At 71.4% G+C, this 13,143-nt stretch carries 11 protein-coding genes; 9 read left to right on the top strand and 2 right to left on the bottom strand.

Annotation, left to right across the window (positions count from 1 at the left end):
- Positions 1 to 33 precede the first annotated feature (33 nt).
- Both HTV45_RS00890 and HTV45_RS00885 read left to right on the top strand, forming a co-directional pair.
- A complete protein-coding gene (locus tag HTV45_RS00890) occupies positions 34 to 777 on the top strand; it encodes a bifunctional 2-polyprenyl-6-hydroxyphenol methylase/3-demethylubiquinol 3-O-methyltransferase UbiG (RefSeq protein WP_215203597.1) in 744 nt (247 codons plus the stop codon).
- A 191-nt stretch (positions 778 to 968) separates the two neighbouring features.
- Positions 969 to 3,980, top strand: a complete 3,012-nt coding sequence (locus tag HTV45_RS00885; RefSeq protein ID WP_215203596.1) for a family 16 glycoside hydrolase — start codon at positions 969 to 971, stop codon at positions 3,978 to 3,980.
- Here the strand turns inward: HTV45_RS00885 and HTV45_RS00880 are convergent.
- Together HTV45_RS00880 and HTV45_RS00875 are read right to left on the bottom strand one after the other, a co-directional pair.
- Entirely contained in the window at positions 3,977 to 5,617 is a 1,641-nt protein-coding gene (locus tag HTV45_RS00880) for an MFS transporter (RefSeq protein WP_215203595.1), read from the bottom strand. The two genes, HTV45_RS00885 and HTV45_RS00880, sit on opposite strands and share 4 nt — an antisense overlap.
- A 215-nt stretch (positions 5,618 to 5,832) precedes the next feature.
- Positions 5,833 to 6,609: an IclR family transcriptional regulator gene (locus tag HTV45_RS00875; RefSeq protein ID WP_215203594.1), complete on the bottom strand. Its 777-nt coding sequence runs from the start codon at positions 6,607 to 6,609 to the stop codon at positions 5,833 to 5,835.
- A 75-nt stretch (positions 6,610 to 6,684) separates the two neighbouring features.
- Between HTV45_RS00875 and HTV45_RS00870 the strand changes: the two genes are divergently transcribed.
- From HTV45_RS00870 to HTV45_RS00840, 7 genes are read left to right on the top strand one after another with little or no spacing between them, the layout of a single operon-like run.
- The gene (locus HTV45_RS00870) at positions 6,685 to 7,845 is read left to right on the top strand and encodes a cupin domain-containing protein (protein WP_215203593.1); all 1,161 of its coding nucleotides are present in this window, start codon (positions 6,685 to 6,687) and stop codon (positions 7,843 to 7,845) included.
- Between the two features lies 1 nt (position 7,846).
- Positions 7,847 to 8,674: a fumarylacetoacetate hydrolase family protein gene (locus HTV45_RS00865; protein ID WP_215203592.1), complete on the top strand. Its 828-nt coding sequence runs from the start codon at positions 7,847 to 7,849 to the stop codon at positions 8,672 to 8,674.
- Positions 8,671 to 9,303 (top strand): maleylpyruvate isomerase N-terminal domain-containing protein, encoded by a 633-nt coding sequence (locus tag HTV45_RS00860; RefSeq protein WP_215203591.1) that lies wholly within the window; start codon positions 8,671 to 8,673, stop codon positions 9,301 to 9,303. Before HTV45_RS00865 ends, HTV45_RS00860 begins: the two co-directional genes overlap by 4 nt.
- A gap of 11 nt (positions 9,304 to 9,314) precedes the next feature.
- A complete protein-coding gene (locus tag HTV45_RS00855) occupies positions 9,315 to 10,583 on the top strand; it encodes an FAD-dependent oxidoreductase (protein WP_251690866.1) in 1,269 nt (422 codons plus the stop codon).
- Entirely contained in the window at positions 10,580 to 11,773 is a 1,194-nt protein-coding gene (locus HTV45_RS00850; RefSeq protein ID WP_215203590.1) for a thiolase family protein, read from the top strand. Before HTV45_RS00855 ends, HTV45_RS00850 begins: the two co-directional genes overlap by 4 nt.
- Complete coding sequence (locus tag HTV45_RS00845) at positions 11,770 to 12,462, top strand: 3-oxoacid CoA-transferase subunit A (RefSeq protein ID WP_215203589.1); 693 nt, start codon at positions 11,770 to 11,772, stop codon at positions 12,460 to 12,462. The genes HTV45_RS00850 and HTV45_RS00845 overlap by 4 nt, the downstream gene beginning before the upstream one ends.
- On the top strand, positions 12,462 to 13,124 hold the full coding sequence (locus HTV45_RS00840) for a 3-oxoacid CoA-transferase subunit B (protein WP_215203588.1): 663 nt from the start codon (positions 12,462 to 12,464) through the stop codon (positions 13,122 to 13,124). The genes HTV45_RS00845 and HTV45_RS00840 overlap by 1 nt, the downstream gene beginning before the upstream one ends.
- The last annotated feature ends 19 nt before the right edge of the window (positions 13,125 to 13,143 follow it).

The raw sequence follows: 13,143 nt of genomic DNA, 5'->3' as shown, positions 1-13,143 counted from the left end.
ACAACGCCCCGCCCTGCGGGGAGCGTTGACGGTATGAATCAGGAGGAAATCTGGAACGCGGACGCCGCCCGGCGTTATGACACGCCGGGTACGGGCATGTTCGCGCCCGAGGTTCTGGGGCCGGCCGTGGACCGGCTGGCCCGTCTCGCGGAGGAGGGAGCGGCCCTCGAGTTCGCCATCGGCACGGGCCGGGTGGCCGTTCCGCTCGCCGGCCGCGGAGTGCCCGTGACCGGTATCGAGCTGTCCCCGCCGATGCTGGCGCAACTGCGCACCAAGGCGGACGAGTCGGCGATCCCGGTGGTCATCGGGGACATGGCGACCACCACTGTGCCCGGCGAATACACCCTCGTCTACCTCGTGTACAACACGATCTCCAATCTGCTCACCCAGGCCGAGCAGGTCGAGTGCTTCCGTAACGCCGCCCGTCATCTCGGGCCCGGCGGACGGTTCCTGGTCGAGCTGTGGGTGCCCGAACTGCGCAAGCTTCCCCCGGGCCAGGAGGCAACGGTCTGGGAGTGCGCGCCCGGCTACATCGGCCTGGACACCTATGACGTCCTGCGCCAGCACGTCGTCTCGCACCACTTCCGGTTCGACGCGAGTGAACAGGCCCGGCTGCTGCGCAGCCCGCACCGCTACATCTGGCCGGCCGAGCTCGACCTCATGGCCCAACTGGCTGGTTTCGAGCTGGAGTCCAGGCACGCGGACTGGAATGGCGCGCCCTTCACGGCCGATTCGCGCTCCCACGTCTCCGTCTACCGCCTTCCCGCGGCCCCGTAGCGGCGCACCGGTCCGGCGGCACGCCCGGTCGCCGGGGAGATGCTGCCCACGGGACGGACTTTGAACTCATCGATGACAAAGTATGGACGAGTTCAGTAGAAGTCTCCTAGCGTGTCGGCCGCAACCGTTGACGTTTCGCCTATTCGGCACCGGAGTTATCCGGCCCTCCGGTCGACTCAGCAGGAGGAAGCATGGACGCACGGCTGTACCGGCGTGCCCGAAGATGGCTGACAGGGCTCGTCGTCGGCACGTTCGTCGCGGGAGGGCTCTGGGTGTCTCCCGCGGCATCGGCCCGGCCCGGCTCCGCGCAGGCGGCCGATGTGCCGCCCCAGGAACCCGGTGTCACCCTGCGTGTCTTCGACGTCCAGGTCCCGCTCGACGAGATCTGCACCCTCAAGCCCGGACAGACCCCCAACGTCGACAAGCTGATGCCCGTCGTCGACTGGAGCACCACCGACGACTTCGGCGGGTTCAGCGACAACTTCGTCACCCAGGTCACCGGCAACATCCATGTGCCGGCCGACGGCTCGTACACCTTCCGGCTGACCAGTGACGACGGCTCACGGCTGCTGATCGACGACCACCTGGTCATCGACCACGACGGACTGCACGGCGCGGAGCCCAAGGACGGCACCGTCCAGCTCACCGAAGGCATCCACCCGCTGCGCATCGACCACTTCGAGCGCGGCGGCGGGGAGCAGCTCACCCTCGCCTGGCAGCCGCCGGGCGCCGACGGATTCGCGACCGTGCCGAACGCGGCACTGAGCACCGACGCCGGCGTGGTCCGCGTCACGGCCCCGGGCCGCAAGGAGTGCGAGGGCATCACCGATTCCCCGGGTGACGGCCTTCCGCTCAACGCGGTACGCCCCGACCACACCCTCACCGACCTGCGCCCCGAGGGCTTCGAACCGCAGGTCACCGGCATGGACTGGCTGCCCGACGGCCGTCTGGTGGTGAGCACCTGGGGCGGCACCGACAACACCGCCGGCGAGGTCTACGTCATGGACGAGGTCACCGGCACCACGGGCCCGGACAAGGTGAAGGCCACCAGGATCGCGGAGGGCCTCAAGGAACCGATGGGCCTCAAGGTCGTCGACGGCACCATCTTCGTCTCCCAGAAGCACGAGCTGACGGAGCTGGGCGACAGTGACGGCGACGGCGTCATGGACAGGTTCAAGACGATCGCCACCTGGCCGTACGGCGGCAACTTCCACGAGTTCGCCTTCGGACTGCTGTACAGCAAGGGCTACTTCTACCTGAACCTGTCCGTCGCCATCGACTACGGCGGCGCCACCACGGACCCGCAGCCCGCACCCGGCCGCGGCGCGACCATCAAGGTGAACAAGAAGACCGGCAAGGTGAGTTACATCGCCGGTGGTCTGCGCACCCCGAACGGCATCGGCTGGGGGCCCGGAGGCGACATCTTCGCCACCGACAACCAGGGCGGCTGGCTCCCTTCGTCGAAACTGGTCCACATCAAGCAGGACCGCTTCTTCAACCACTTCACCAACCCCGCGGGCCCCTTCGACTCCGAGCCGGTGACCCGGCCGGTGCTCTGGCTCCCGCAGAACGAGATCGCCAACTCGCCCAGCACGCCGCTCTACCTGACCAAGGGCAGGTTCAAGGGGCAGATGCTGTTCGGTGACGTCACCTACGGCGGTCTGCAGCGTGCCTACCTGGAGAAGGTCAAGGGCCAGTACCAGGGCGCCGTCTTCCGCTTCACCCAGGGCCTCGAAGCCGGCGTCAACCGGATCACCATGGGCCCCGACGGCGCGATCTACGCCGGCGGACTGGGCGCGGACGGCAACTGGGGCCAGGAGGGCAAGCTCCGGTACGGCCTGCAGAAACTGTCGCCCAACGGCAAGAACACCTTCGACATCCAGGCCATGCGGGTGAAGAAGGGCGGCTTCGAGCTGGAGTACACCCAGCCCCTGTCACAGGAGACCGCTGACGACCTCGTCAGCCACTACGAGGCCGAGCAGTGGCTCTACACCCCGACACGCGACTACGGCGGAGCCAAGATCGCCGAGGAGACCCTGGAGGTGACCTCGGCCAGGCTGTCGCGCGACCGCACGAAGGTGACCCTGGCCGTCGACGGACTCGAGCCGGGCCGCGTCGTGCACCTGCGCTCCCCGCGTCCGTTCAGCTCGGCCTCGGGCGAGACCCTGTGGAGCACCGAGGCCTGGTACACGCTCAACGCACTGCCGGGCAAGCAGCCCGCGCCGGGCCCGCTGTACGAGGCCGAGGAAGCGTCCCTCACCGGCGCGGCCGGCATCAACACGGACCACCGGGGTCACTCCGGCAGCGGCTTCGTCGACCGGTACGGCACCGAGGGGGCCACGACCACCTTCGACGTCGAGGCCCCGCGAGGAGGCACGTACGACCTGGGGCTGCGCTACTCCAACGGTCCGAACCCCTTCCAGGGCACCAAGTCGCTGTCCCTGTACGTCAACGGGAAGAAGGTGAAGCAGACCGCACTGCGCAGCACCGGTGACTGGGACACCTGGTCGACGCAGACGGAGACGGTGCGGCTGCGGGCCGGACACAACACCGTCGCCTACCGGTACGACACGGGCGACACCGGCCACGTCAACCTCGACCTTCTCACCGTCCGGCGGCACGGCGGTCCGGTCACCCTGTTCGACGGCGACGGCCTGGAGGAGTGGCAGCACACCGACGGGCGTCCGGCGCAGTGGCCGGTCACCGGCGGGGCGATGGAGGTCTGCTGCGGGGACATCCGCACCAAGAGCGGCTACGACGACTTCCGACTGCACCTGGAGTACTGGCTGCCAGAGCTTCCCCCGGACGTGACGGGGCAGGACCGCGCCAACAGCGGCGTCTACCTCCAGGACCGCTACGAACTCCAGATCCTGGACTCCTACGGCGACACCACACTCGCCGACAACGAGGCGGGAGCGATCTATCTGAAGAAGGCCCCCGATGTGAACGCCGCCCAGGCGCCCGAGACCTGGCAGTCGTACGACATCGTCTTCCGTGCGGCGCGCTACGACGCCGCGGGGAACAAGACCGCCGACGCCCGGGTCACCGTGGTGTGGAACGGCAAGAAGATCCACGACGACGTCGCCATCGACGGTCCGACGGGAGGCGGAGCGCCCGAAGGCCCCGCGGCCGGGGCGATCCGGCTGCAGGACCACGGGAACGCGGTGCGCTACCGCAACATCCGTATCGAGCCGCTGAGTTAGCGCGCGGTGACCGGGTCCGGCGTCCTTCCGTCCGCAGCGGGCGGGAGGACGCCGGACTCCGCGTCGCCGGCCCCCAGTGTGCCCTTGAGGCCGATCATGCCGAACGCGGTCAGGGCGGCGGCGGCGACGGCCGCCACGGCGCACACCACGTACGCGGTGCTGAAGCCGCTGCCCAGGGCCTCCAGCGCGACGCCCTGCGCCGCGGAACCGGGGGCGCCGGGCGGCAGGCTGTTCACGGCGATGGGCCCACCGGCGGTGGCGATCTCCCGCGCCGCGCCCAGCTGGCCGCCGTTCAGGCCCGCGCCGGCCAGGTTGGCCGTGAACGCCGAACCGGCGCCGCTGAAGGCGACCGCGCTGACGACCACGGGACCGAGGACGAAGCCGAGGTCGCGCAGCATGTTGGTGGTGGCGCTGGCCATGCCGGCCAGGTGCGCCGGAACGCTGTTGAGCGCCACGGCCGTCACGGAGCTCACGGTCAGGGCGAAGCCGATGCCGATCAGCAGGGACGGCGCGACGAACGCGCCGAGCCCGGTGTCGGTGACGTCCATCCGGGAGAACAGCAGGCTGCCCGCCGCGATCAGGAGGAAGCCGGAGGTCAGCAGCCAGGTCGCGGCGACCCGGTGCAGCAGTCGGGAGACGACCGGGATGAGCAGGAAGGCGGGCCCCTGGAGCAGCAGGAAGGGAACCGCGACCCGGATCGGGTCCTGGTGCTGCACCGGACCCAGCCACATGCTCGTGGCGAAGCAGGCGCCCAGGAAGGCGAGCATGCCGATGACCGCGACGACGGAGGACACGGTGAAGGCCCGGTTGCGGAACAGCTTCAGGTCGAAGATCGGGGACGGGGCGCCCAGTTCCACCAGGACGAACGCGGCGAGGAAGCACGCGCCGATGGCGAAGGCGAGCATCACGGGGAGCGTCGTCCAGCCGGACTCGGGGCCCTCGACGGCGGCGAACAGCACCAGGACGAGGCCGATGGCGAAGGTGATCTGACCGGGGACGTCGAGTTGGCGGCCTTCGGGGGCCTTGGACTCCGTGGCCAGCAGGGCGGTCAGCGCCATGCTGACCAGGGCGAGCCCCACGAGCACCCAGAAGGAACCGCGCCATGATCCGACCTTGGCGAACACGCCGCCGACCAAGGGGGACACGGCGGCGCCGGCGGACAGGAAGCCGCTCCAGAGGGCCACCGCCTGCGCACGTTCCCGCGCGTTGCGGGTGACGGAGCTGATCGCGGTGAGCGAGCCGGGGAACATGGCGCCGGCGCCCAGGCCGTTCAGCGCGGCGCCGATCCACAGCACCTGGACATTGGGCGCGAGCGCGGCCACGGTGCTGCCCACGGCGACCAGTGCCGTACCCGCCATGATGAGCCTGCGCCTGCCGAAGAGATCGCCGAGGACACCGAAGGTGAACTCGAAGCAGACCACGGCGATCATGAACGCCGCGGTGATCCAGGTGAGTTGTGAGCCATGGGTGTTCAGGTCCTGCTGGAAGAGACCGTTCAGGGAGACCGGCAGGGCGTTCGCGACCTGGGCCACGAAGACCGCGGCGCAGGCGGCGGCCAGTGTTCCCGCGTAGCCCGGCGTCCGGGCGGCCCCCGCGGTCGGGCCCTGGGACGTTCTCGCCCCGTTGTTGAGCGTCATTGCTGTATCTCCCTGGCTGGGAAAGCGGGGCCCGGTAACGGGCACCCTGAGAGCGTGAAGGCGCTCGGCACTGTGGACGTGGTGGGGGAGGGCACGTCGCGAGTCCGGCGTGGTGCCGTGGAGAATGACACTTCGCTTTACGTCGCGTCAATGAAATCTGCACAACTTAAGGTGAGTGGCCGATACGTAAGACAACGTCCCGTCCGGGCGGGCGCTCAGTGCCCCGGCGCGAGGTCCGTCTCCAGGGCGCGCGCCGCGGCCTCCAGCGTGGCCACCAGGGGCTGCAGGCGGTGCGGGTCGTAGCGCACGCCCGGCATCGACACCGACAGGCCGGCCAGCGCGGAGCCGTCACGGTCACGCACCGGCACCCCGACGGCGACGAGGCCACGCTCCGACCGCTCCTGGTTGACGGCGAAACCGTTGCGGCGCAGCCGCGCCAGCTCGGTCCGCAGCCGGGCGAGGTCGGGCCGGTCGCCCGGCCGGTCCCGGTACCGCTCGGGGGCGTACACCCCGTCCAGCTCGTCCTCGGACAGGTCGGCGAGCAGCAGCAGTCCCGCCGTCGTGCGGTGGGCCGGGAACACCATGCCCTCACGGGACCCCACCCGCAGGGCCTGCCTGCACTCGACGCTGGCGATGAACCGGGCCGTGTCTCCGGTGCGCACGATCAGGTTCGCGGTCTCGTCCAGCAGATCGACGATCCGGTGCAGATGCGGCAGGGCCGCCGCCCGCAGCCGTGACACCAGGGACTGCGAGTGCGCCGCGAGCTCCAGCACCGGCCCCGCCCGGTAGACCCGGTCCTCGCCCTGCACCGCGAAGTCCCGGTAGACCAGCATCGCCAGGACCCGGTGGGCGGTCGACCGGGCGACGCCCAGCCGCTCCGCCATCCGGGAGACGGTCGCGCCCCCCTCCATCTGCAGGATCGTCGCCGCCCGCAGGGCGTGGTCCACGCTGGCGATGGGGTAGGGCGGGGGTGTCTTGAGCGGCTTGTCCATGGCGTGGCCTCACTCGGGATTCTGCTCTCCAGAATCTACAGGTTCTCCAGGAAGACACGGTGCACGCTGAGCCATGTGACTCAGTCCTCCATCGCACCAGACACCGCTACGGGTTCCCCGGTCCGGCTGCAGGCCGTCTCCGCGGAAGGGCAACCCGAGGTCACCCCGGCGCTCGAAGAGCTGTACCGGGGCTTCGAGCAGGAGCTGCTCGTCCCGCTGTGGACCGAGATCGGCGACCTGATGCCGGCCCAGCCGCGCTCGCGCGCCGTGCCGCACCTGTGGCGCTGGGAGAGGCTCCGGGAGCTGGCGGACCGGGCCGGCGCACTGGTGCCGGTCGGCCGCGGGGGTGAGCGCCGCGCCATCGCGCTGGCCAACCCCTCCCTCGGCGGCCGGCCCTTCGCCACCCCGACCCTGTGGGCGGCCATCCAGTACCTGATGCCCGGCGAGGACGCCCCCGAGCACCGGCACACCCAGCACGCCTTCCGCTTCGTCGTCGAGGGCTCGGGCGTGTGGACGGTCGTCGGCGGCGACCCGGTGCCCATGAACCGGGGTGACTTCCTCCCCCAGGCGGGCTGGAACTGGCACGCCCACCACAACGCGACCGCCGAACCGATGGCCTGGATCGACGGCCTCGACATCCCCTTCCAGTACGTCACCGAGGCACAGTTCTTCGAGTTCGGCCGTGACGAGATCACCGACGCCGAGCGGATCACCCCCGAGCGGTCGCGCTCCGAGCGGCTGTGGGGCCATCCCGGCCTGCGCCCGCTGTCGGCCGTACCCGCCACGCCGGGCAGCCCGCTGCTGTCGTACAAGTGGGCGTACACCAACGCGGCCCTGCGCGAGCAGCTGCTGCTGGAGAAGGAGGGCTTCGGCGGCACCGTCGAGCCCGGCCACGCCGCGGTGCGCTACTCCAGCCCGCACGACGGCTCGGACGTGCTGCCGACCCTGCGCGCCGAGTTCCACCGTGTCGCCCGGGGCGCCGAGACAGCCCCGGTGCGCGAGACCGGCTCGTCCGTCTACCAGGTGTTCGACGGATCGGGGGTCGTGACCGTCGGTGACACGTCCTGGACGGTGACCCGCGGCGACCTGTTCGTCGTCCCCTCCTGGGAGCCGTTCACCGCAAGGTCCGAGGCCGGTACGACCGACTCCGACGAAGGCGCCCTCGACCTGTTCCGCTTCTCCGACGCGCCCGTCCTCGCGGCGCTCAAGCTCGACCGCACCCAGAAGGACGCCTGACATGAAGCTCGCCACCATCCGCACCGCCGACGGCACCCGCGCGGTCCGCCTCGACGGCGAGAGGCACGTCGACCTCGGACACGCCGACCTGGGCGAGCTGTTCGCCGAGGCGGACTGGCAGGACCGGGCCGCCGCCGCCTCCGGTCCCGCGTACCCGGTCGAGGGGGCGGACTTCGCCCCGGTCGTGCCGAACCCCTCCAAGGTCGTCTGCGTCGGCCACAACTACACCGAGCACATCAAGGAGATGGGACGGGACCTGCCCAGCTACCCGACCCTCTTCCCGAAGTTCGCCGAGACCCTGCTGGGCGCGAACGACGACATCGTCAAGCCGGCCGAGACCGAGGCGTTCGACTGGGAGGTCGAGCTGGCCGTCGTGATCGGCAGGCAGGTGCGCCGCGCCGACGAGCAGCAGGCCGCCGACGCCATCGCCGGCTTCACCGTCATGAACGACATCTCGGTGCGCGACTGGCAGTTCCGCACCATCGAGTGGACCCAGGGCAAGATCTGGGAGGCCACCACTCCGGTGGGCCCCTACGTCGTCACCCCGGACGAGGTCGGCGGCGTCCGTCCCGCACTCGAGGTCAGGACGGTCGTCGACGGCGAGGTCATGCAGCGGGACGACACCGGCACCCTGCTGTTCGACCCGGTCTTCCTGGTGCGGTACATCTCCACCGTCATCACCCTGAAGCCCGGGGACATCATCGCCACCGGCACCCCGGCAGGCGTGGGCAACGCCCGCGACCCCAAGGTGTTCCTGCTCCCCGGCCAGGACGTGGTCACCGAGATCGCCGGCCTGGGAGCCTGCGCCAACAAGGTGGTCGCGGGATGACCGGCACGCGGACCCTCACCGAGGCGCGCGCGTGGGCGCGCACCGGTACCGAGCTGATGATCGACGCCGTCGCGGGCCTCGACGAGGACGGCTTCTCGGCCCCGAGCGTGCTGCCGGGGTGGACCCGCAAGCACCTGGTGGCGCACGTCGCCGCCAACGCCGACGCCCTGGGCAACCTGGTGCACTGGGCGGCCACCGGCGAGGAGAGGCCGATGTACGCCTCCCCCGAGGAGCGCGCCGCCGGCATCGCCAGGGGGCCCGCCCTCCCGGCCGGCGAACTCCGCTCCTGGCTCACCGACTCCGCGCACAAGCTCGCGGCGGGACTCGACGGGCTCACCGACGAGCAGTGGCACCACGAGGTCGTCACCGCTCAGGGCCGCACCGTCCCCGCCACCGAACTCCCGTGGATGCGCGCCCGCGAGGTGTGCGTCCACGCCGCCGACCTCGGTACCGGAGTCGTCACCTTCGCCGGCCTCCCGAACGGCTTCCTGACCGCCCTGGTCGCCGAGATCAGCGCGCGACGGGAGCTGACCGGACTTCCCGGCGGCCCGCTCCCCGAGGTGGCGGCCTGGCTGGCCGGCCGTCCCCACTCGCTCGCCGACGCTCCCGAGCTCGGCCCGTGGCTGTAGAGGTGAGTCATATGTCCCACCCTGATGTGATCGTGGTCGGCGGCGGCATCGGCGGCCTCGGCGCGGCGTTCTCCCTGACCCGCCAGGGCCTACGCGTCCGCCTGCTGGAGAGCGCCCCCGCCTTCGGCGAGGTCGGCGCCGGCATCCAGCTCGCCCCCAACTGCACCCGCATCCTCGACGACTACGGCCTGCTGGACGAGGCCAGGAGCCTCGGCGTCGTCCCGGACGCGATGGTCATGCGCGACGCCGTCGACGGCGAGGAGCTGACCCGGCTCGACCTGCGTGACCTCGAGCGGCGTTACGGCTACCCGTACCTGGTCATCCACCGCAGCGACCTGCACGGCCTGCTGCTGCGCGCCTGCGAGCGCGCAGGTGTCGAGCTGGTCAACGACGCGCACGTCACCTCGTACGAGAACACCGTCGGTGGCGCCCGTGTGACCGTCGCCTCCGGCGGGACCCACGAGGCCGGTATGGTGATCGCCGCCGACGGCATGCACTCGGCGGCACGCGGACTGCTCGTCGACGACCGGCCCGTCTCCTCCGCCTACGTCGCCTACCGGGGCACCGTCCCCGCCGACCAGCCGCGGGTGAAGTCCGTCGACCTCAGTGAGGTCGTCGTCCACGTCGGCCCCGGCTGCCACTTCGTCCACTACGGACTGCGCGGCGGCGCGATGCTCAACCAGGTCGCCGTCTTCGAGTCGCCCAAGGCGCTGGCCGGACGGGACGACTGGGGCACCCCCGACGAGCTCGACGCGGCCTTCGCCCGGACCAGTGAGTTCGTCCGCGACGGCCTGCCCTTCATGTGGCGGGAGAAGTGGTGGCGGATGTTCGACCGCGACCCGGTCATGACGTGGGTGCACGGCCGGATCGCGCTGCTCGGCGACTCCGCGCACCCGCCGCTGCAGTACATCGCCCAGGGCGCGATCATGGCCCTCGAGGACGGCTGGGTACTGGGCGAGCACGTCGCCCGCAACCGCGCCGGGGACGGCACGGTCGACTGGGGTGCCGCACTCGCCGCCTACGAGGCCGTCCGCCCGGAGCACTGCCGCCGCGTGCTGACCACGTCCCGCACGTGGGGCGAGCTCTGGCACCTGGACGGTCCCGCCCGCGAGCGGCGCAACGCGCTGCTGCGCGCCCGCGACACCTATGACTACGGCTTCACGGACTGGCTGTACGGTCCGACCGCGCTGACCCCGGACCAGGAGCCGGAGATGTTCACGCCGATCCCGCTGGACTCGGTGTCCGCCGGGGACGCGGTGCCGGCGGGGGAGGCGGCATGAGCGACGCCTACCTCTACGCCACGGCCCGCACCCCGTTCGGCCGGTTCGACGGCGCCCTCGCCGGGGTGCGCCCCGACGACCTCGCCGCCACCGCGCTGACCGGCCTGCTGGACAGGGCGCCCGCCCTCGACCGCGCCGCGATCGGCGACGTGGTGTGGGGCAACGCCAACGGCGCGGGTGAGGACAACCGCAACGTCGGCCGGATGGCGGTGCTGCTGGCCGGACTGCCGGTGAGCGTCCCCGCCACCACCGTCAACCGGCTGTGCGGCTCCGGCCTCGACGCGGCGGTCATGGCCGCCCGCACCCTGGAGTCCGGCGACGCGGACATCGTCGTCGCCGGCGGTGTGGAGTCCATGACCCGCGCGCCCTGGGTGCTGCCCAAGCCGGACCGTGCCTTCCCCGCCCGCGATGTCACGGCCGTCTCCACCACCCTCGGCTGGCGGCTGGTCAACCCCGCCATGCCGAAGGAGTGGACGGTGTCGCTGGGGGAGAGCAACGAACTCCTCCAGGAGAGGTTCTCGATCTCCCGGGAACGGCAGGACGCGTTCGCCGCGCGTTCCCACCGGCTCGCGGACGCGGCCTGGGACGACGGTTTCTACGACGACCTGGTCCTCCCCATGGACGGCCTCACCCGTGACGAGGGCATCCGGCCCGGCACCGACCCCGGGAAGCTGGCCGCGCTGAAGCCGTCGTTCCGCCCGGACGGGACGATCACGGCGGGCAACGCCTCCCCGCTGAGCGACGGAGCCTCGGCCGTACTGCTGGGCACCGGGTCGGCCGCCGGCCGGATCGGACTGGAGCCCGTCGCGCGTGTCGCCGGACGCGGTGTGCACGCGGTCGAGCCGCAGATGTTCGGATACGCCCCCGTGGAGGCGGCCGCCAAGGCGTTGCGCCGGGCCGGGATCGTCTGGGGCGACGTCGGGGCGGTCGAGCTGAACGAGGCGTTCGCGGTGCAGTCGCTCGCCTGTGTGGACGCCTGGGGCATCGACCCCGGGATCGTGAACACCCGGGGCGGCGCGATCGCTCTCGGGCACCCGCTGGGAGCCTCGGGTGGCCGGCTGCTGGGCACCCTGGCCAAGGTGCTGCGCGAGCGGCGGCGGCGCTGGGGCGTCGCGGCGATCTGCATCGGCGTGGGCCAGGCCCTCGCCGTGGTCCTGGAGAACGTGACGGACGAGGTGAGCCAGGGATGACCACGGCCATCGCCGCCACGACCGACGAGGCCGTCGCCGGCATCGAGGACGGCTCGACGGTGCTGGTGGGAGGATTCGGTCTGGCGGGAATGCCGTTCGACCTGATCGACGCCCTCATCCGCCAGGGGGCCGGCGGTCTGACCATCGTCTCCAACAACGCCGGCAACGGCGACGTGGGCCTGGCCGCGCTGCTCGGGGCCGGCCGGGTACGCAAGGTGATCTGCTCGTTCCCCCGGCAGAGCGACTCCTACGTCTTCGACGACCTGTACCGCGCGGGGCGCGTCGAACTGGAGGTGGTCCCGCAGGGCACCCTCGCCGAGCGGATGCGGGCCGCCGGAGCGGGCATCGGCGCCTTCTACAGTCCCGTCGGCGTCGGCACCCCGCTGGCGGAGGGCAAGGAGACGCGGGAGATCGACGGCCGCGTCCACGTCCTCGAGTACCCGATCAGGGGAGACGTGGCCCTGATCTCCGCACACCGGGCGGACACCCTGGGCAACCTCGTCTACCGCAGGACCGCCCGCAACTTCGGCCCCGTCATGGCCACCGCGGCGACCACCGTCGTCGCCCAGGTCGCCGGGATCGTGCCCGCCGGCGGGATCGACCCGGAGGCCGTGGTCACCCCGGGCATCTACATCGACCGACTGGTACGGGCCGAGGCCCGCCGGCTGACCGTGCAAGGAGCCCGCTGATGACCGCCACCGTGCCGGAGCGGACGGACCGGGGACCGCTCACCACCGACGAACTCGCGGCCCGTATCGCCCGCGACATCCCGGCCGGTTCCTACGTCAACCTCGGCATCGGTCAGCCGACCAGGATCGCCGAGCACCTCTCGCCGGACGCGGGGATCGTGCTGCACACCGAGAACGGCATGCTCGGCATGGGCCCGGCCGCGACCGGCGACGAGGTCGACCCCGACCTCACCAACGCGGGAAAGGTACCGGTCACCGAGCTGCCCGGAGCGGCGTACTTCCACCACGCCGACTCCTTCGCGATGATGCGCGGCGGTCACCTGGACGTGTGCGTGCTCGGGGCGTTCCAGGTCTCCTACCGCGGCGATCTGGCCAACTGGCACACCGGGGACCCCGGCGCCATCCCCGCCGTGGGCGGCGCGATGGACCTCGCGGTCGGGGCGCGGCAGGTCCTGGTGATGATGAAGCTGTTCACCCGGGACGGCGCCCCCAAGCTCGTCCCCGCGTGCACGTACCCGCTCACCGGGCCCGGCTGCGTCCACCGTGTCTACACCGACCACGGCGTCTTCGCGGTCGGTCCGGACGGGCTCCGGGTGCTGGAGACGTACGGGGCCTCGGTGGCGGAACTGGGGGAGCGGCTCTCCGTCGAGCTGCGCACCTGAGTGCTTGACGTCACGTAAG

The organism is Streptomyces sp. CHD11 (assembly GCF_018638295.1).
Classification (GTDB): Bacteria; Actinomycetota; Actinomycetes; order Streptomycetales; family Streptomycetaceae; genus Streptomyces.
Note: the sequence above shows the minus strand (reverse complement) of the source record. Positions and strands in the feature narration are given on the sequence as shown.